This is a genomic window from Devosia yakushimensis, assembly GCF_030159855.1.
GTDB classification, from domain to species: Bacteria; Pseudomonadota; Alphaproteobacteria; order Rhizobiales; family Devosiaceae; genus Devosia; species Devosia yakushimensis.
The window spans coordinates 1,708,632-1,727,343 of record NZ_BSNG01000001.1 but is presented as its reverse complement, the minus strand read 5'-3'; the positions used below and the strand labels follow the sequence as shown (position 1 = coordinate 1,727,343).

Below are 18,712 nucleotides of genomic sequence, written 5' to 3'. Positions count from 1 at the left end.
GGCCTCATTCCGCAATCACGGCGTGCATCTTCTGGGTTGCTATGCTGGGTGTCGACCTCAGGGTAAGTGCCCAGAAAATGATGGTCACGAGGCTGATCGCTGCGCCGGTGACGCAGACGCCCGTCCATCCGGCCCAGGCGTAGACAATCGTTGAAGTCGACGACCCGATGGCACTGCCAATCGAATAGAACACCATATAGGCGGCTGTCAGGCGGCTTTGCGCCTCCGGCCTGACGCGGTAGATCATCGCCTGATTGGTGACGTGGGTCGCCTGCAATCCGAAGTCGATGACCAGCACGCCGGCAATCAGCCACAAGATCGAGTGATCCAGCAACGAAATCGGCAACCATGCGGCCAGCATCAGCCCGAGCGCGATGCCGGTTGTTCGCTGGCCATGCCCAGCATCGGTCCACCGTCCGGCACGTATGGCCGCCAACGCGCCGGCGGCTCCGGCGAAGCCGAACAGCCCGATTTCGGTATGGGACAGGGAAAATGGCGGTGCGCTCAATGGCAGGACCAGGGGCGCGAGCAAGGTCGTGATATTGGCAAAGATCAGCATGGCAATGACGGCGCGGATGCGCAGCACCGGTTCCTCAATCAGGAGCGTCGCGAGGGATTTGATGAGACCCGGATAAGATAGTCCGGTTGGTGGTCTTTCCTGCTGCGGGAGCGTCCGCCACAGCAGCAGCGCGACTGCTGACGTCATTGCGGCGGAAACGAGATAGACCGTGCGCCATCCGGAGAGATCGGTCAGGATGCCTGCAACGCTTCGCGCAAGCAGAATGCCGAGCACAATCCCGCCAGTGACCATGCCGACCACATGGCCGCGCTCGGAAGGGTGCGCAAGGCTGGCGGCATAGGCGACCAGAGCCTGCGTCACGACCGCCAACAATCCGACAATCGCGATGGAGGCCAGGAGCATGGTCGCGGAGGTCGAAAAGCCAACGCAGATCAATGCCACAACGGACAGAAACGACTGCGCGATGATGAGCTTGCGCCGATCGATGAGATCACCCAGCGGCACCAGCAGCACAAGACCCAAGCCGTAACCGAGCTGCGTAATACCCGCGATGAGGCCAGCGCTGGCGCGGGAAAGTCCCAGATCGTCGGCCATCACGTCGAGCAGCGGGTGCGCGAAATACACATTGGCCACCGCAAGGCCGCTGGCCAGGGCGAACAGGAAGACCCTGGCGCGGGTGAGCGGGGATGGTTCCGCGGATGGCGTAGTGGCGCCGGTTGCGCGCGCAGGCGTCCTCGTTCGTGGCGCCCGCAGGCGCCGCGAGTTCGTCAGAAACATTGCAGACTCCAGATTGATGGTTTAATAATGAAACCATCAATCGAGTACGGAATTTGGTTTAATAATGCAACCAATTTTTCCGAGGGCTGATGGAACACGGAGTTGCCTATGGTCGCGCGAAAGAGCCTCAAGCAGGATTTCTGCCCCAGCGCGCGCGCGCTCGACGTCATTGGTGATTGGTGGTCACTGTTGATCGTGCGCGATGCCTTTGACGGGCTGACGCGCTTTGGCGAGTTTCAGAAGAGCCTCGGCATTGCCCGGAACATCCTGACCGAGCGTTTGCGCAGGCTGATAGCGAGCGGCATTCTGGAGTCGGTTGCCGCCAGTGAAGGCGGCGCCCGCATGGAATACCGGCTGACCGCGAAGGGAAAGGACCTGTTCCCGGTCGTCGTTGCGCTCAGGCAATTTGGCGAACGCCATCTCTTCGCACCCGAGGAGGCGCATTCGCATTTGCTCGAACGCGCAACCGGTCAGCCCATCCGGCTCGAGGTTCGGACCCAAAGCGGCCAACTTGTCGGTCCTGACGAGGCGGTCATCGTCAAAGTGCCGGAACCAGAATAACGCGGCCACAACCTTGCTGCCCTGTGCAGCGCAGAAGCGGCGGTCTGAGGCGCCGCTTCCGGACCATCAACCGTCACATATTGCCATTTGGCCCCAACCGCCTTTATGAGGAGGTCCGGCGCGCGAGCTGTTGCGCCACCAAGCAGAAGGTCTGAACAGTGAGCCGCAAGGAATTCGAGGCATCGCGAATGCGCCGCATGAAGCGGCTTGCAGGGCGCTACGGCCTGACCATCCTGACGGCGGAAAAGCTCACGGCCAAGCAGGGCAAGGGTGGCCACGCCATCCGCGACGATGAGAGCTTCAAGGTCGTCTATGGCCATAGCCCGCTGCCGTTTTCGGCAACGCTGGACGATATCGAATCTTATCTGGAGAAGCTCGAAGCGGGCGAAGAGTAAGCGCCGCTGTCGTTTCTGGCAATTGCCCACCTGACGGGCAGTAACAGATTTCCATTATTCAATCTGAAAGGGGAATCGCGTCACAATCCCTCCATTGGCTACTTTGGAGGCGCGTTATTGTGTTTACTCTGATTAACGCCGACGCTGAAGACGACGACGCCGAAATCACCGATCCCCAGGAAATCGCGGAACTGTTCGCTGCCATAGCGGCGGTCGCCATCGAGGCGATCGGCGCTGGACAGGCCCGGCTCTTGTTTGATGCCGTGGTCGAACAGGACGGCAGGGATCCGAACTGACCAGTAAGCCTGGCCGGTCATATCTGGCTGGCGCTTTCGGGCGCCGGCGTGAACAAACGGTCTTCCGGGGCAAGCAGAGCCTTCGCACCCATTGACCGGGTTGACCCATAAGGGCAGGTCCGACAGGACTAGGGCTCATGCATGAATCAGCCGAGGAGGCTGTGCCATGGCCAGCCCGGCCTCACGAGAGCTGTTAGCGTCGCCCATATTGCAGCCTTTGGGCGATGCAGCTCTGCTGATCCGCTTCGCAACCACGCTGACCGACCCGGCAAACCGCGCGGCGATTGCCTGCGCGCAGACATTCGTCCGCGATCCCGTTCCGGGCGTGGTCGAGGTCGTGCCGAGCCTTGTTTCCGTGCTGTTGCGCTACGATCCGCGGCGCGCGGCGCTGAATACGCTGATGGGCGAGGTGCGTCTGCGCCTGTTCGGGCTTTCGGTCGAGGATGTGGCGCCCCCGGTGGAGCGATCCATTCCAGCCAGATTCGGTGGCGCGGCCGGGCCCGACGTTGATGAGGTCGCCCAAATGCTGGGCATGGCGCCGGAAGCGTTTGTGGCGGCGCATAATGCCACCACGCTGCGGGTCCTCGCCACCGGCTTTGCGCCGGGCTTTGTCTATTGTGGCTTCCATCCGGCCGAGCTGCTGCTGCCCCGTCGCAGCGTGGTGCGCTCATCCGTGCCCAAGGGGAGCATCTTGTTTGCCGCGGGCCAAACGGCGATTGCGGCGACGGAAATCCCCACCGGCTGGCACGTCATCGGCCATACCGATTTTGCCAATTTCGACGCCACGGCGATGCCACCCACAACACTTATCCCCGGCGATCGCCTGATATTCGAGGCGCTGATATGAGCGCACTTCTGACCATTACCCGCGCCGCCCCGCTCAGCACCATTCAGGATGCTGGACGCTTCGGCATGCTCTCGCATGGCATCAGTGCCTCGGGAGCCATGGATGGCAGCGCCTACCACGTGGCGGGGATATTGGCTGGCGCGCAGAGCAATGGCGCCATCGAGTTCACTACGGCGGGCATCGACGTCGCTGTGAGCGGCGGACGCTGCAGTGCCGGCGTGGCGGGAGGCGATTTCAAGGCCTTGCACAACGGCGCGCCAATCGCCTGGCCTGGCCGGGTCGATCTGAGGGCCGGCGACCGCCTCTCCATCACGCCGGGTGCAAGGGGCAATTACGGCTATCTGCGATTCGAGCGAAATTTCGATCTACCATTGGTGATGGGAAGCCTCTCGACCAGCACGCGAGCCATGATTGGTGGCCTTGATGGCCGTGCGCTAAGAGCCGGTGACACCTTGGCATTGGGAAATACCGGACCGGCCGCGACGGGGAATATTGTCGAACCAAAGCAGGATGATGCGCCCATTCGCGTCGTCTGGGGCCTGCACGCCGACATGTTCGGCAACGCGCTGCGCCAGCGCTTTCTGGACAGCAATTTCACGATCGCCGCGCAGATGGACCGCATGGGGGTGCGGCTGGGCGATTCTGCCGGGGTTTTCGCCGCCACCAAGGCGCTTTCGCTTGTGTCGGACGCGGTTGTGCCCGGCGATATTCAGATCATGGGTGACGGCACGCCCGTCGTTCTGATGCGCGACCATCAACCCACGGGCGGCTATCCGCGCATTGCGACCATCGCAAGCGTCGATTTCGACAGGTTTGCGCAAATGCGGCCCGGCAGCCCGGTTGCTTTCCAGTCCATCACCGTGGAGCATGCCCTCCACTTACTGAGGAGCGGCCAGCCATGACGACGATCGATCTCAATGCCGACCTCGGAGAGGGCATGGGGACCGATGACGACCTGTTGTCCGTCGTATCGAGCGCCTCCATCGCCTGTGGCGGCCACGCCGGCGATGCCCCGACCATCCGGCATATTCTGAGGACCTGCAAGGCGCGCGGTGTGCGGGCAGGGGCCCATCCCGGCTATGCCGATCCCAAGCGGTTTGGACGCTTTCGCGTCGTCATGCCGCTCGATCAATTGCTGGGGCAGATTCGCTCGCAACTATTCCTGGTTCGCTTCATCGCCGACGAGGTGGGCGTGCCGCTGGCCTATGTGAAGCTACATGGCGCTTTGGCCAACCAGACGGCCGAAGAACTGGCTTTTGCGGTCGGGATATTCTCCACGATCCAGGCCATGAACCCCAAAATGGCTGTGTTGGCGCTGGACAATAGCCAGCAGGTGCGGGCGGCGAAGGCCGTGGGCATGCCCCTGATCCGGGAGGCCTATGCCGACCGCGCGTATACGGCTGAAGGCCTGCTGGTGCCGCGCAACCAGGAAGGCGCGGTGCTGCATGACACCGATATGGTGATCGAGCGCTGCCTGCGCCTGGCCCAGAAGGGCGAATTGGTTGCAATCGACGGAACGGTGCTGAAATCGTCGGCCCGCTCGATCTGTCTCCATGGCGACACGCCCGGCGCAGTCGACCTGGTGCGGGAAGTGCGCGATGCCCTGGAAGGCGAAGGGATCGAGATTGCGGCGCAGCCGCCAGAACCGCCGACGGCGTGAGTTTACCCTGGGCCTCCCGATGGGAGAGGTGAAATCGGCGGAATGCCTTTGAGTCGAAAGACCCAGGGTAGAACGAACGGCCTTGCGGCCGAAATCAGATCGCCAGATATTCGTGGCGCAGGTCGGTGTTATCCAGAACCTCCTTGGCGGTACCGGAAAAGGCGACTTCGCCGGTATCCAGGATGACCGCCCGGTCGGCCAGCTTGAGCGCGGCGACGGCATTTTGCTCGACAATGATGGTGGTGATGCCCAGCGGCTTGATTGAATGCAGAATACGTTCGATTTCCTGGACGATCACCGGCGCCAGCCCCTCATAGGGCTCGTCGAGCAGGAGGAGCTTGAGATCGCGCGCCAAGGCCCGGGCAATGGCGAGCATCTGCTGCTCACCACCCGATAGCGTGACGCCCTCCTGCTTGCGCCGCTCGGCCAGCCGCGGAAAGCTCTGGTAGATCTGCTCAAGGCTCCAGCCATTGCCGGGGGCGACCTTGGCGAGTGTGATATTCTCCTCGACGGTCAAGCCGGCAATGATGCGCCGGTCTTCGGGAACGAGCTGGATGCCGGCGCGCGCGGCCTCAAAACTCTTCATCTGGTGGACAGGTTTGCCATCGAGCCAGATTTCGCCCTGCCGCATCTGTGGGTCGTCGGTGCGGGCGATGGTGCGCAGGGTGGAGGTCTTGCCGGCGCCATTGCGGCCGAGCAGAGCCAGGATTTCGCCCTGCCGCACATCGAGCGACACGCCCTGCACGATGTAGCTCTCGCCGTAATAGGCATGCATGTCGCGCACGGAGAAGAATGGTCTTGTCGTTTCGATGCTGGCGGCTTGGCTGTTGCTGACGATTTGGGTCTCCATGGCGATTGCGCTCATCAATGGGTCCCTCCGAGATAGGCTTCCTGCACCTTGGGATTGCCTCGCACCTGGTCGGGCGTGCCATCGGCGATGATCCGCCCCTGCGCCAGCACCGAGATCTTGTCGGCCAGCGAGAACACCACATGCATGTCGTGCTCGATGATCACCTTGGTCATGCCGCGGCTCTTGATCTTCTTGAGCAATTCGATGGTGGTATTGGTGTCATGGCGGCTCATGCCGGCTGTTGGCTCGTCGAGCAGCAGCAGGCGCGGATGCTGGATCAGGCACATGGCCAGTTCCATCCGCCGCTTGTCGCCGCGGCTCAGACTGCCCGCCGCCATATCGCGACGGCTGGTCATGCCCACATCCTCCAGCATGTCCTGCGCCTCGGCGCGAATGCCGGTTTCGCTGTCGAGCGAGCGCAGCATATTGAGCTTGAACGCGCCATCGCGCTTGGCCAGCGCCGGGATCATCACATTGTGCAGCACGCTGAGATCGGAGAAGATTTCCGGCGTCTGGAACACCCGGGCGATGCCGAGCTGGTTGATTTCGAACGGCTTGCGGCCGGTCAGCACCGCGCCGTCGAATACCACCGTGCCACTGGTTGGCGCGAGCTTGCCGATAATGACGTTGAGCAGGGTCGATTTGCCCGCCCCATTGGGGCCGATAATGGCGTGGGTCTGGCCTTCTTCCACCTGCAGGTCGATATCGGCCAGGGCATGCAGCCCGCCGAAGCGCTTGTGAACGTCGGCAACATGCAGAACGACATTTGGAATGGTCATTTTGGCTCTTCCTATTCTGCAGGCTGCACTTGGGCGGGCGTGTGCCGCGGCGTTTTGTTGGTGCGGTTGAACAATGCCGCGATCCGCCGCACGCCTTCCATGATGCCGCCGGGCAGGAAGACGACGATCAGCACAAAGACCAGGCCCAGCGTGAGGAACCAGCCTTCGCCGACGAATTTGCTCACGATCTTTACCGCGACATGATCGGCCCCTTCCGGCAGGAAGGCGAAAAAGCGGGTGAGGATGCTGTCGTTGATGGCCGAGAAGATGTTCTCGAAATATTTGATCAGCCAGGCCCCGATCACCGGGCCCACGAGCGTTCCTGCGCCGCCCAGGATGGTCATGAGCACCACTTCGCCCGAAGCGGTCCATTGCATGCGTTCGGCGCCGGCAAGCGGGTCGGTAATGGCGAGCAGGGCACCGGCAAGGCCCGCATACATGCCCGAAATGACGAAGGCTGCCAGGGTATAGGGCTTGGTGTTGAAGCCGGTATAGTTCATCCGCGTCTGATTGGACTTGATACCCTTGAGCATCATGCCGAAGGGCGAGCCGGTGATGCGCTGGGCAATGAAGAAGGCGATGATCAGGAAGCCGGCACAGAAATAGAAGCCGGCATAGCCCGTAAGCGGAGCCCCAAACAGCGTGGGTGAGGGCAGTCCCGCCGGGGCGGCCGAGAAAGCTCGATCGAGATACCGCGGGTCGGCAAGGGTGAGCTGCAAGCCGGTCTCGCCGTTGGTGATCGGCGTCAGCACCGAATAGGCGAGATTGTAGCTCATCTGCGCAAAGGCCAGCGTCAGGATGGAAAAGTAGATTCCCGAGCGCCGCAGGCTGACATAGCCAATGGCCAGGGCAAAAATGCCCGAGACCACGATGGCAAAGATCATGGCCGGAACGGCATCCATGCTGAGCAGCTTGAACGACCAGACCGCCGCATAGGAGCCGACGCCGAAAAAGGCCGCATGGCCGAAGCTCAGATAGCCGGTCAGCCCGAAGAGAATGTTGAAGCCGACCGCGAAGATGGCAAAGATCGTGAAGCGGTTCAGCAGGTCGGGATAGGCGGCGCCGAATGGCTGCAGCCAGATCGGCATGGCCAGCACGACAATGGCAAAGCCGAGAAACAGCAGCATATCCTTGCGAGGCATGGCCAACATGCTAGGCCTCCATCACGCCGCGCCGGCCGAACAGGCCACGCGGACGCACCAGTAGAACAATGACGGCGACCAGGTAGATGATGATCTGGTCGATGCCGGGAATGAGCGCCTTGACCTGCGTCAGCGAGGCGAACGATTGCAAAATACCCAGCAGGAACCCCGCCGCGACCGCGCCGGGCAACGAACCCATGCCGCCCACGACCACGACGACGAAGCTCAGGACCAGGAAGTCCATGCCGATGTGATAATTGGGCGGGAGCAGGGGCGTATACATGACGCCCGCCATGCCCGCGACCACGGCGGCCAGGCCGAACATGATGGTGAAGCGCCGGTCTATATTGATGCCGAGCAGCCCAACGGTTTCCCGATCGGCCATGCCCGCGCGCACCACCATGCCGAATGTGGTGAATTGCAGGAAGGCGAAAACTCCACCGATGATGACGGCGGCGAACAGGAAATAGACCAGCCGCCAGATGGGGTAGGTGATGACTCCCGCCTGCATGCCCAGCCACGCGCCGATATCGGCCGCGCCGCGCAGGTCGGCCGGCATGGGCTGCGGGATGGGATTGGGCCCGAAGACCGATTTGATGACTTCTTGAGCCACAATGGCGAGGCCAAAAGTCACAAGAATCTGTTCGGCATGCGGGCGTTTGTAGAAGTGCTTGATGATGCCGCGTTCCAGCGCAACACCAACCAGCAGCATGATCGGAATGGTGATGAGCAGCGACACGGGGACCGAGTAATTTACCAGCACGGCGCCCCAGTCTCCGAACCAGGCCTGCACCAGCGGTTCGCGCACTTCGAGTGGCGAACCCCAGGGTGATAGCTTCTCCGGATCGATGGTGACGGTTTCAAGCGTCAGGAACTGCCGCACCATGACGGCACAGAACGCCCCGAGCATGAACAGCGCGCCATGCGCGAAATTGACGACGCCCAGTGTGCCGAACACCAGGGTCAGCCCCAGCGCGATCAGGGCATAGGCGCCGCCCTTGTCCAGTCCGTTGAGGAACTGCAGGAAAATGACTTCGAACATGTTCTGCTTCCCAAGCAAGACAGCGGCCCGCCCGGTTTAGGGCGGGCCGCTATCGATCAGCACATGGGCACGGGTTCTGCCGGGCCGAGATCGCCGCCGAACATGGCCGGGTCATAGGCCACTTCTTCACGCGGGATTTCCTGCACGATGTTGAGCACGTCGAACTCGCTGGTCGGGCTCTCATTGCCCCGGACGACCAGAACGTTCTTGATGCACTGGTGATCTTCGGCGCGGTACAGCGTGGGGCCATTACCCATGCCGTCGAATTCGAAGCCTTCCAGCGCCTTGATGACCTCGGGTGGATAGAAGGTGCCTGCGCGCTCGACGGCGTCGGCATAGAGCAGGGCCTGCACATAGGCGGTGTGGGCTGCCTGGGAGGGCGGAGTGCCATAGGCTGCGCCGAAGGACTTGGTGAAAGCCACCGTGCCGGCGTCCTGCAGGTTCCAATGCCAGTTCGACGTGCCGAAAATGCCCTTCACGTTGTCGCCGGCACCCTTGGCCATCAACTCGGAGATGAGCGGGGTGACAATCTGGAAGTCCTTGCCGTTCGCCTGGCGGTCACGCATGCCGAACTGCACGGCCTGGGTCAGCGAATTGACCATGTCGGTGCCGTAGTGATTGAGGATCAGCACGTCGGCGCCCGAATTAAGGATCGGCGTCAGATATTGCGAGAAATCGGCCGCGCCCAGTGGCGTGCGGACAGCCTGCACGGTCTCCCAGCCGAGCTTTTCCGTCGCCGCCTTCATCGACTCTTCCTGGGTCCAGCCCCAGGTATAGTCGGCGGTGAGGTGATAGGCCCGGCGGTCGGCGCCATATTCGTTGACGATGGCGGGGGCCAGGCCAATGCCGGACTGATAGGCATTGAAGAAGTGGCGGAAGCCGTAGCGTTTCTTGTCCTTGCCGGTCGTATCGTTGGAATGGGTGAGGCCCGCCATGAAGATGACGCCCATTTCCTGGCACAGGCCCTGCACGGCAATAGCCTCGGCGGATGAGGAACCGCCCGTGATCATCACCGCGCCATCGCGCTCGATCATGCGGGTGGCGCCGGCACGAGCAACGTCGGCCTTGGTCTGGCTGTCGGAGGTCACAAAGGCGACCTTCTTGCCCAGCACGCCATTGCCCTTGAGTGCGGTGGGAGTCAGCACGCTGATCAGCCCGCCATCGCCCTCGCCATTGAGATGCTGGATGGCCAGCTGATAGGCCTTCTGCTCGTCGGCGCCTTCTTCGGCATAGGCGCCGGTCAGCGGCAGGTTGAGGCCGAAGGTAACGGTGTCGCCGGTGGGGTTGTTGCAGAATTCCTGCGCCCAGGCGCCGCGGCTGAAGATAAGCGGCGCCACGCCGGTCGCGAGAATGCCGGCCATGCCGGTTTGCAGCACACGGCGACGGCTGATGCCGCGCTTGATAACTGTCATCGATTTCCTCCTTTTGGCGCGGGGCATCGGTACATGGCCGAACGCTCACCGCATGCGAAAGTATTTGTCAGGACAGCAAATGCTGGCAATACAGCATTGTAATTGCAGCAATATTCTGTAAATAATTGAACTGCCATGGCCAAATAATAGTCAATTCATTGACAGGTGCCGGGCAGGGAGGGGAGCCCGTATGCGCGCGCCAATCGGCTTTCGCATCAGCAGCCGCCGGAAATCATTGAAGATTTCGCAGGCCGCATTGGCGCGCCTGATCGGCATTTCGCCGAGCTATCTCAACCTGATCGAGAACAATAAGCGCGATATCGGTGGGGCGCTGCTCAACCGTGTCGCACAGCATCTGCACATCGATATCGACGAACTGGCCGGCCGCGCCGAGCAGAAACTGCTGCAGGACCTCGAAGAGGCCTTTGCCGATCCCATGGTTGAGTCGCTGCCCTTCCGGCCCGACGAGCGGCGTGAATTGGTGGCGCAATATCCGGCCAGCGCGGCCGCCCTGGCGCGCATGCATCGCGCCTATAGCGGGGCGCAGATCAGCGCAGATGCCTATGCCGACCGCCTGCGCTCGGACCCGATATTGTCGCAGTTCTTGCATCAGATATTGTCGGGCGTCACGGCGATCCGCTCCAGTGCGGAAATCCTCGCCGATGTTCCCGATCTGGCCGAGGAGGAGCGCCAGCAATTCCTCTCCGCTATCGGTCGAGAAACGCTGGCGTTGACCGATGTGGCCCGCAATCTGATCGGCCAGTTCGACATTGCCCGCCGCGACAGAAGCGACATCTCCCCGGCGCGCGAGATCGACGACCTGCTCATCGAGCAGAACAATTACTTTCCCGCGCTTGAGACGGCCGCTGACACGCTGCGAAGCGAGGCCGAGCAACTGGGCCCCTTTGGCATGGCAACGCTCGTGCAGATGCTCGGCGAACGCTTTGGCGTCACGGTCAAAGTCGGCGGTACGGCGCTGGAAGGGTTTCCAGGGCAATATCGCTTCGATAGCGAGCAACGCACAATGTGGCTGCAAGGCTCTACGAGACTGGCGACCCGCCAGTTCCAGCTGGCGCGACTGTTCGGAGAATTGGCGGCGCCCGATATCATCGCGCAGCAATTGGCCAGTGCGCGGTTGTCTTCGCCAGTCGCCCGACGGCTGGCCTCCCGTGCGCTTGGTTCCTATCTGGCCGGGGCCATGATCCTGCCCTATGGCCGCTTCCGCGGGGATGCCGAGGTGGCCGCCTATGATATCGACCACCTCTGCCAGATTTATCACGCCAGCTACGAGCAGGTGGCCCAGCGGCTGGTTACTCTGCGGCGCCCGGGGGAGGAGGGCGTGCCATTCGGCTTTCTGCGTTCAGATCCGGCGGGGCGCTTGACCAAGCATTTTCCTCTGCCCGGGCTGCTCTTGCCCAATAGCGGCCATGCCTGCCCGCTCTGGGCCATCTATGGCGCCTTCCGCACGCCCGAAGCGGCGGTGCGGCAGGTGGTCCGCTTTTCCGATGGTTCTCGCTATCTCTTCCTGGCGCGCACGGTGCAGCGCCGCACAGCTTCTTTCCATGAACATGCCCCCACGGCGTCGATCATGTTGGCCTGCGATGTGCTGCACGCCGATCGCACCATTTACGGCGCGGGCCTCGATCTCTCCGACTTGTCCTCCGACGTCCCGGTGGGGCCGAGTTGCCGGCTCTGCACGCGGCACGATTGTTCGAGCCGGCAGGAGGAAGCATTGTCTCCCGCTGGCTCTGGTGGAGAAATCCGGGCGCCGCTGCTGCCGCCGGGATTTCAGCTTGGCGATTTGGCGTGATTGCGCTTTAGTGGAGCGATCCGCGGAGGGGAGACTGCGGATCGAGGGGGGATTTTGGCAATCGACATACTCATTGCCGAGGATGAGCCGAGCATTCTTGAATCGCTCGATTTCATTCTGCGGCGCGCCGGCTGGACGATCGGCTCGGTTACCGACGGCGAAGCCGTGATCGACGGCGTACGTCGGCTGCAGCCGCGCGTGTTGGTACTCGATGTCATGCTGCCCAAGCGCAGCGGCTTTGATGTGCTCAAAACGATCAGGGCCAATGCCGATACCCGGCTGCTGCCAGTGCTGATCCTGACGGCCAAGGGCCAGCAACAGGATAGGCGCATCGCCGAGGAACTGGGGGCGAACGAATTCGTCACCAAGCCCTATGCCAATGCCGATGTGGTCGGCGCGGTGCGGCGATTGCTGGGCGATCATGGTCGAGCGGCGTAGGCTCGAAGCGGCAATGCTGGTGCTGACCGGGCTCGGCACGCTGCTGATTCTGCCGCCGCTGACCTATATCTTTGGCCAGCCGATCAGCCATTTCGGCGTACCGCAGGTCGTCATCTACCTTTTCGCCTGGTGGGCGCTGGTGATTGCGGGCACGGCAATATTGACCCATTGGATGCCGCGCGACAGCACTGGCGACGAGGAGCCGGACTGATGCTGTCGGCCGATTTCGTCATTGCAACGGCCGTGGCCTATGTCGGCCTGCTTTTCGTGCTCGCCTTTTTCGGCGACCGGAGGGCCCGGGAGCGAAAGTCGTCCTTCCTCCATTCTCCCGCCGTCTATACGCTCTCCATCTCGGTCTATTGCACCAGTTGGACCTTCTATGGCGCCGTGGGCAACGCCGCGCGCAGCGGGCTCGAATTCCTCACCATCTATCTGGGGCCGACCATTGTTTTTGTTGGCTGGTATTTCGTGCTGCGGCGGCTGGTGCGGATCAGCCACCTGCAGCGCATCACCTCGGTCGCCGATCTGCTCTCGTCCCGCTTCGGCAAATCGAGCCGCCTGGCCGTCTTGGTCACCTGCATCGCCGTAATCGGCATCGCACCCTATATCGCCCTGCAGCTCAAGGCGGTGACATCATCGATTCAGGCGGTTGCCGGCGCATCCGAATTCGGCCAGGGGAGCCTGGCTGGCATTGACGATGTGGGGCTCGCACTGGGTGTTGCCGCGGCCATGGCGCTTTTCACCATTCTCTTCGGCACGCGGCATGTCGATGCCAAGGAGCAGCATCACGGCGTCGTGGCGGCCATTGCCTTCGAGGCCGTGGTGAAGCTCGCCGCGCTGCTTGCCGTCGGCGTTTTCGTGGTTTTTATCGGCGGGGGCTTCGAGGAGATCTTCAGCAATGCGGCCGCGCGCGGCTTTACGCTCGACACCGAAAATACCTTCAATGATCGCTGGGTGACGACGCTCGTCCTATCCATCGCCGCCATCGTCTGCCTGCCGCGGCAGTTCCAGGTCACGGTGGTCGAAAACTCCAATGAAAATCACCTGCGCGTGGCCGGCTGGGCTTTTCCGGCCTACATGATGCTGATGAGCATCTTCATCCTGCCCATCGCGCTTTATGGGCTGACGACGATGCCCGCCGGCGCCAATCCCGACATGTTCGCGCTGACCCTACCTATGGCGGCGGGGCAGGATGGGCTGGCGCTCTTCGCCTTTATCGGCGGCTTTTCCTCGGCGACATCGATGATCATCCTGGAATCGATTGCGCTCTCGATCATGGTCTCCAACCATATCGTCATGCCGATCGTGCTGCGCTTCACCAGCGGCGGCCGGGACGGGCAGGGGGTCAGCCATTTGCTGCTGGTAGCGCGGCGCTTCTCCATCGTGCTCATCCTGTCGCTGGGTTTCTTCTATTTCTTCTTCACCCGCGACTCCGATGCCCTCGCGCCCATCGGCCTGATTTCCTTCACGGCCATTGCCCAGTTCTTTCCCGCCGTGCTCGCCGCCCTGTTCTGGCGCGACGCCTCACTCAAGGCCGCGACAGCCGCTATTGCGGCGGGCTTCGTGATCTGGGTCTGGAGCAGCTTCTTGCCTTCCTTCGCCTCTGTCTCGCCGCAGGTTGCCCAACTGGTGCTGGAGGGGCCATGGGGCATTTCGTGGTTGCGGCCGGAAGCCTTGTTCGGATTGGACGATTTCGACCCGCTGACCCACGCGGTGCTGTGGAGCCTCTCCATCAACATCGTCGTCCTGATCGTGGGTTCGCTCCTGGCGACCCAATCGACGCTGGAGCGTATCCAGGCCAACCTCTTTGTCGATGTGTTCCGGCGCGGCAACGTGGCCCCGCGCAACTTCATGCGCGGCGCGGCGACAGCCAACGATCTCTATTTCGTGGCCGAACGCGTGCTGGGCGAACGCCGTGCCGCAGCCCTGTTCGAGACTGCCGCGCGTGAAAGCGGCGTAGCGCCGGCCATGCTCGATCCCTCGCCCGAATTCATCGGACGGCTCGAACGCGAACTGGCGGGTTCGATCGGCGCCGCCTCGGCTCACGTCATGCTCTCCAAGGTGGTGTCGGGCGTGGAGGTCTCCCTGGAGGAGGTCATGCAGATGGCCGACGAAACCCAGCAGGTCATCGAATATTCCCAGCAATTGGAAAAAACCTCGGCCGAACTGCGCTCCACGGCCCGCCAGCTTGAAGATGCCAATGCCCAGCTTCGCGTGCTCGATGGCCAGAAGGACGATTTTCTGAGCCAGGTGAGCCACGAAGTGCGCACGCCCATGACCTCGATCCGTTCGTTTTCCGAAATCCTGCTCGATCAGGGCGCGCTCGACGAACAGCAGCGCCATCGCTTCGTCTCCACCATCCATCAGGAAAGCCTGCGGCTAACCCGGTTGCTCGATGAAATCCTCGACCTCAGCGCGCTCGAGCGCGGCGAACGTACCTGGGAGAATGTGCCCATCGATGCCGAAGCGGCATTGGAGCGGGCGCTGACGGTTTGCGGCGCGCTGCTGAGCCAGCGCGGCATGCGGGTGGAATTCGGCGGCCGCGCGCGCCCGACAATGGTGGAGGGCGACAGCGACCGGCTCTGCCAGGTCTTCATCAATGTCATTTCCAACGCCGTGAAATACAACGACAGCGAACGCCCGCTATTGCACGTCACCTCCGCAGTCCGGGCTGGCAGCTATGTGGTCGAGATCGCCGACAACGGCCCCGGCATAGCCAAGGCCGAACGCAAACTGATCTTCGAGAAGTTCTCGCGCGGCCAGCGTGGGGCCGCCGACCAGAGCGGCGCCGGACTGGGTCTGGCCATCAGCCGGCAGATCGTGGCCCGCATGAATGGCTCGCTCGACCTTGTGACAGGACCGCTTCCCGGGGCTTGTTTCCGTGTGCGACTGGCCGTGCTTCGCTAGTCGTGGCCGTGGTCGGGAATATTGAGAATGTGACCGCAGGCCTTGCAATGGACGGCATCCGGTTCGTGCTTCTGCAACCCGCATTGCGGGCAGGGGAAATGCACCTTGTAGGGCCGGAAGATCGACTGGGCCAGGCGCACGAACAGCGATATGCCGATGATCATGATGACAATCGAGGCCAGCTTACCCCACGGCCCCGGCAGGGTGATGTCGCCGAATCCGGTCGTGGTGACGGTGGCCACCGTGAAATAGAGCGCGTCGATATAACCGGCTATGCCGGATTCCTCACTGACAAAGGCGGTGTAGACGAAGCCGGTGACAACGAACAGGAACACGGCCAGGTTGATGACCGCCTGAACCGTGGGCTGGTATGAACTGAGCCCATGTTTGCGCAGTGGCCGCCAGAACGTATTGGACCGCGTCAGCGTCCAAAGCCGCATGATCCGCAGGAAGCCCAGATTGACCAGCCAGGTCGGCGCCAGCAGCGTCAGCAGGATGAAAATGTCGATGACAACCGGGAATTGCCGCATCCAGCGCAAAACGTCGGTAGATGCCAGGGCGCGCGCGATCAGGTCGGCTGCCAGGAGGGCCGCGATCGAATAGTCGATCCAGAGGAATGACGCGTCGTCGCGCAGCAGCGGCGTGGCGATGAAAAAGACGATAATCGCCAGATCGACAATCAGCGCCGCAGCCTGGAAGCGCTGCGCCGTGGCAGACTGACCGTGATAGAGCAGACGCAGGGTCGACCGTAGCCGGGTAAAGCGGCCCTCCGGGGCCTCGTCGGTCGTCTTGCTCATGCTTCCTCAAACTAACATGCCGATGACGCTACCAGCTTGTCACGCCAAATTGGTTGGCGCACAAGAAAGTTCCCGTTTCGGGAAGAGACAAGCAGGATAACTTCTATGACCATCTCGATGTACGGCATGACGGTGCCGTTCTTTACGCGCATGCTGACCAATCTGCTGGCAATCATGGACAAGGCCGACGCCAATGCGGCCGAGCGCAATTTCGATACCGGCGTGCTTGTCACATCCCGCCTGGCGCCTGACATGCTGCCGTTCCGCAGCCAGATTCAGATCGCGACCGACCACGCCAAGGGCTGTGTCTCGCGCCTTGCCGGCCAGCCTGTTCCGTCATGGCCGGACGACGAAACGACCTTCGACGAATTGCGCGCTCGCCTGAACAAGACGCTGGATCTGTTGGCGACCGTCAAGCCGACCGATCTCGATGGCTCCGATACGAGACCAGTGACGCTCAAGCTCCGCAGCGGCGATGTCACGTTGTCCGGCGAGGACTATATTGTGCAGCGCGCCTTGCCCAATTTCTTCTTCCACGTCACCACGGCCTACGCCATCCTCCGGCACAACGGCGTCCCGGTCGGCAAGAGCGACTTCCTCGGCTGACTTCACTCACGGCACAGTTGGCGAATTCGGCCCGCCTGGCGTTGTGGGCGTAGTCGGATTCGTCGGCGTGGTGGGTGTTGTCGGTGTATTGGGCGTTGTCGGCGTCGTGGGAGTATTGGGCGTGTTGTCGTCATCGTCCGACATGTCCGGCGACTCACCCAGGCTATTGATCGACTCGGCCCCGCTTGAGTTGGCATTCTGACAGCTATTGGCGCCGCCGACCCGGAACTTCGGCAATAGCGCCCGCTGTATCCGCGAATACCGGAAGCCCCCGACCACCTGTGGTCGCCGGGGGTCCTGCAGCGACAGCGTGGCTACCCCACCAGACGAGGAATACCCAATGGCGCAGCGCTCCGCCAACTGGACGCAGCGGCCCCCGCCACGGCACAATTGCAAGGCGCCCTCATAGAGCATGACCAGCGTTTGCTGTTGGGTGACGATCAGATCGAAGGCCGTACCGCGCACGGCGATTGCTGCGGTCGGTGTCTGGATCGAATAGGCCGATTTGGGGCTATTGCCGGAAATAAAGCGGAAGCTGCCGCTCAGCGCGTTGACGGCCAGCTTCTGCACACTATTGGGACCCGACAGCAGATAATCTTCGATAAGCAGCGCGCTGCCCGGGCCAACTACCAGCCGCGTGGCATCGTGGAAGACAATCTGAACCTGGCCGGAGCCTCCGGTAACGATCAGCTCGCCCACCGATACGTCGCTGCCAACCTTGAGGACGCGATCTGCCGAACTGATCCGCGCCACAGCGTCCGGATTGACGCCGACGGCCGTTCCTTCGCCCGCCGCATGAGCCGGGACAATAAGGAGCAGGGCGATGCTCAATGCAACAAAACAATGCAGTATTTTGCGGATGATCATTGCGCGATCTTTCGGTCAACCTGAGCTGAGGAAGTAAATCTGCACCGCACACAGATTACCGATAGCAGACAATTCCCGGCCGGGAAATGTGCCATGGCGCCAGACTGATGTGCAAAGAGCCGGAAAACATTGCCGTAACCCGCTGTAGAGGCTATTGGCAGATTTCCGCGGCCCGGCCGCGCCAACACGAGGCATCCATGAAACTGGCATTCGTCATCCCGGCGTATAATGAAGAAGCGCTGATCGGCAAATGCCTGCAATCGGTAGTTGATGAGATAGCGCGCTCGGGCGCCGATGCCGATATCGTCGTCGTCAACAATGCTTCGACCGACCGCACCGGCGAAATCGCCCGCAGCTTTCCCACCGTCCGCGTCGTCGATGAACCTAAAAAGGGCTTGGTCAATGCCCGCGACGCAGGCTTTGCCGCGACCGAAGGGTTCGATCTGGTTGCCAATATCGATAGCGATACTGTCGTTCCGGCTGGCTGGCTCGACACCGTGATGTCCGAATTCGCCAAGGACCCCAAGCTGGTCTGCCTCAGCGGCCCCTATGTCTATTACGACATGAGCCGCTTCAACCGCATTCTGGTGGGCATGTTCTATGGCTTGACCTACCTGATCTACGTGTTCAACCGCTTCATCCTGCGGGTCGGCTCAGTGGTGCAGGGGGGCAATTTCGTCTTCAAGCGCGCCGCCTGGGAACAGGTTGGCGGCTACGATCGCTCCATCGAATTCTTTGGCGAGGATACCGATGTCGCCGTGCGCCTGTCCAAGGTTGGTGGCGTCAAATGGACCTTCGCGCTCAAGATGAAGACCTCGGGCCGCCGCCTTGAGCAGGAAGGCGTATTCCGCACTGCGGGCACCTACACGCTCAACTTTTTCTGGGTCACATTTCGCGGCAAGCCGGCCACCAAGAACTATACCGATATCCGCCCGCACTAGCCTCTTCACCGATCGCTAAGCGGCCCGTGCCATTTAACTGCGGCTTTGCGATTCCTCTGCTAGGG

At 62.0% G+C, this 18,712-nt stretch carries 20 protein-coding genes; 12 read left to right on the top strand and 8 right to left on the bottom strand.

The annotated features are described in order from the left end of the window. Nucleotides 1–4 precede the first annotated feature (4 nt). Nucleotides 5–1,297: an MFS transporter gene (locus QQL79_RS08470; RefSeq protein ID WP_284389808.1), complete on the bottom strand. Its 1,293-nt coding sequence runs from the start codon at nucleotides 1,295–1,297 to the stop codon at nucleotides 5–7. Nucleotides 1,298–1,405: 108 nt separating this feature from the next. On the opposite strand from QQL79_RS08470, the gene QQL79_RS08465 reads away from it, so the two are divergent. From QQL79_RS08465 to QQL79_RS08440, 6 genes are all read left to right on the top strand, one after another. After that, nucleotides 1,406–1,858, top strand: coding sequence for a winged helix-turn-helix transcriptional regulator (locus tag QQL79_RS08465; protein ID WP_284392847.1), 453 nt, complete (start codon nucleotides 1,406–1,408; stop codon nucleotides 1,856–1,858). Between the two features lie 158 nt (nucleotides 1,859–2,016). Beyond that, nucleotides 2,017–2,253, top strand: coding sequence for a hypothetical protein (locus tag QQL79_RS08460; RefSeq protein WP_284389806.1), 237 nt, complete (start codon nucleotides 2,017–2,019; stop codon nucleotides 2,251–2,253). Between the two features lie 119 nt (nucleotides 2,254–2,372). Continuing rightward, the gene (locus QQL79_RS08455) at nucleotides 2,373–2,549 is read left to right on the top strand and encodes a hypothetical protein (RefSeq protein ID WP_284389805.1); all 177 of its coding nucleotides are present in this window, start codon (nucleotides 2,373–2,375) and stop codon (nucleotides 2,547–2,549) included. A gap of 166 nt (nucleotides 2,550–2,715) precedes the next feature. Beyond that, on the top strand, nucleotides 2,716–3,396 hold the full coding sequence (locus tag QQL79_RS08450) for a 5-oxoprolinase subunit B family protein (protein ID WP_284389803.1): 681 nt from the start codon (nucleotides 2,716–2,718) through the stop codon (nucleotides 3,394–3,396). Beyond that, nucleotides 3,393–4,298: a 5-oxoprolinase subunit C family protein gene (locus QQL79_RS08445; RefSeq protein WP_284389802.1), complete on the top strand. Its 906-nt coding sequence runs from the start codon at nucleotides 3,393–3,395 to the stop codon at nucleotides 4,296–4,298. Before QQL79_RS08450 ends, QQL79_RS08445 begins: the two co-directional genes overlap by 4 nt. Further along, a complete protein-coding gene (locus QQL79_RS08440) occupies nucleotides 4,295–5,056 on the top strand; it encodes a LamB/YcsF family protein (RefSeq protein ID WP_284389801.1) in 762 nt (253 codons plus the stop codon). Before QQL79_RS08445 ends, QQL79_RS08440 begins: the two co-directional genes overlap by 4 nt. Nucleotides 5,057–5,150: 94 nt before the next feature. Here QQL79_RS08440 and QQL79_RS08435 read toward each other — a convergent pair whose 3' ends face one another. From QQL79_RS08435 to QQL79_RS08415, 5 genes are read right to left on the bottom strand one after another with little or no spacing between them, the layout of a single operon-like run. Further along, nucleotides 5,151–5,906, bottom strand: a complete 756-nt coding sequence (locus tag QQL79_RS08435; RefSeq protein WP_284392846.1) for an ABC transporter ATP-binding protein — start codon at nucleotides 5,904–5,906, stop codon at nucleotides 5,151–5,153. A 14-nt stretch (nucleotides 5,907–5,920) separates the two neighbouring features. Continuing rightward, complete coding sequence (locus QQL79_RS08430) at nucleotides 5,921–6,685, bottom strand: ABC transporter ATP-binding protein (protein ID WP_284389799.1); 765 nt, start codon at nucleotides 6,683–6,685, stop codon at nucleotides 5,921–5,923. An 11-nt stretch (nucleotides 6,686–6,696) separates the two neighbouring features. Further along, entirely contained in the window at nucleotides 6,697–7,836 is a 1,140-nt protein-coding gene (locus tag QQL79_RS08425; protein WP_284389797.1) for a branched-chain amino acid ABC transporter permease, read from the bottom strand. 1 nt (nucleotide 7,837) lies between these two features. After that, a complete protein-coding gene (locus QQL79_RS08420) occupies nucleotides 7,838–8,869 on the bottom strand; it encodes a branched-chain amino acid ABC transporter permease (RefSeq protein WP_284389795.1) in 1,032 nt (343 codons plus the stop codon). Nucleotides 8,870–8,925: 56 nt separating this feature from the next. Beyond that, complete coding sequence (locus QQL79_RS08415) at nucleotides 8,926–10,281, bottom strand: substrate-binding protein (RefSeq protein ID WP_284389793.1); 1,356 nt, start codon at nucleotides 10,279–10,281, stop codon at nucleotides 8,926–8,928. A 190-nt stretch (nucleotides 10,282–10,471) separates the two neighbouring features. On the opposite strand from QQL79_RS08415, the gene QQL79_RS08410 reads away from it, so the two are divergent. From QQL79_RS08410 to QQL79_RS08395, 4 genes are read left to right on the top strand one after another with little or no spacing between them, the layout of a single operon-like run. Further along, nucleotides 10,472–12,091, top strand: coding sequence for a helix-turn-helix domain-containing protein (locus tag QQL79_RS08410; RefSeq protein WP_284389792.1), 1,620 nt, complete (start codon nucleotides 10,472–10,474; stop codon nucleotides 12,089–12,091). Nucleotides 12,092–12,145: 54 nt separating this feature from the next. Further along, nucleotides 12,146–12,529 carry a response regulator transcription factor gene (locus QQL79_RS08405; RefSeq protein WP_284389790.1) on the top strand — a complete coding sequence of 128 codons (384 nt, stop codon included), beginning with the start codon at nucleotides 12,146–12,148 and terminating at the stop codon, nucleotides 12,527–12,529. Beyond that, nucleotides 12,513–12,740, top strand: a complete 228-nt coding sequence (locus QQL79_RS08400; RefSeq protein WP_284389788.1) for a hypothetical protein — start codon at nucleotides 12,513–12,515, stop codon at nucleotides 12,738–12,740. Before QQL79_RS08405 ends, QQL79_RS08400 begins: the two co-directional genes overlap by 17 nt. Next, nucleotides 12,740–15,436, top strand: coding sequence for a sensor histidine kinase (locus tag QQL79_RS08395; protein WP_284389786.1), 2,697 nt, complete (start codon nucleotides 12,740–12,742; stop codon nucleotides 15,434–15,436). Before QQL79_RS08400 ends, QQL79_RS08395 begins: the two co-directional genes overlap by 1 nt. Here QQL79_RS08395 and QQL79_RS08390 read toward each other — a convergent pair. Beyond that, the gene (locus QQL79_RS08390) at nucleotides 15,433–16,233 is read right to left on the bottom strand and encodes a potassium channel family protein (protein ID WP_284389784.1); all 801 of its coding nucleotides are present in this window, start codon (nucleotides 16,231–16,233) and stop codon (nucleotides 15,433–15,435) included. The two genes, QQL79_RS08395 and QQL79_RS08390, sit on opposite strands and share 4 nt — an antisense overlap. A gap of 105 nt (nucleotides 16,234–16,338) precedes the next feature. On the opposite strand from QQL79_RS08390, the gene QQL79_RS08385 reads away from it, so the two are divergent. After that, a complete protein-coding gene (locus QQL79_RS08385) occupies nucleotides 16,339–16,839 on the top strand; it encodes a DUF1993 domain-containing protein (RefSeq protein WP_284389782.1) in 501 nt (166 codons plus the stop codon). A gap of 6 nt (nucleotides 16,840–16,845) precedes the next feature. Here the strand turns inward: QQL79_RS08385 and QQL79_RS08380 are convergent, their stop codons facing one another. Continuing rightward, nucleotides 16,846–17,706: a FecR family protein gene (locus tag QQL79_RS08380; protein WP_284389780.1), complete on the bottom strand. Its 861-nt coding sequence runs from the start codon at nucleotides 17,704–17,706 to the stop codon at nucleotides 16,846–16,848. 197 nt (nucleotides 17,707–17,903) lie between these two features. Here QQL79_RS08380 and QQL79_RS08375 point away from each other — a divergent pair, with 197 nt between their 5' ends. Further along, a complete protein-coding gene (locus QQL79_RS08375; protein ID WP_284389778.1) occupies nucleotides 17,904–18,647 on the top strand; it encodes a glycosyltransferase family 2 protein in 744 nt (247 codons plus the stop codon). Nucleotides 18,648–18,712: the final 65 nt, after the last annotated feature.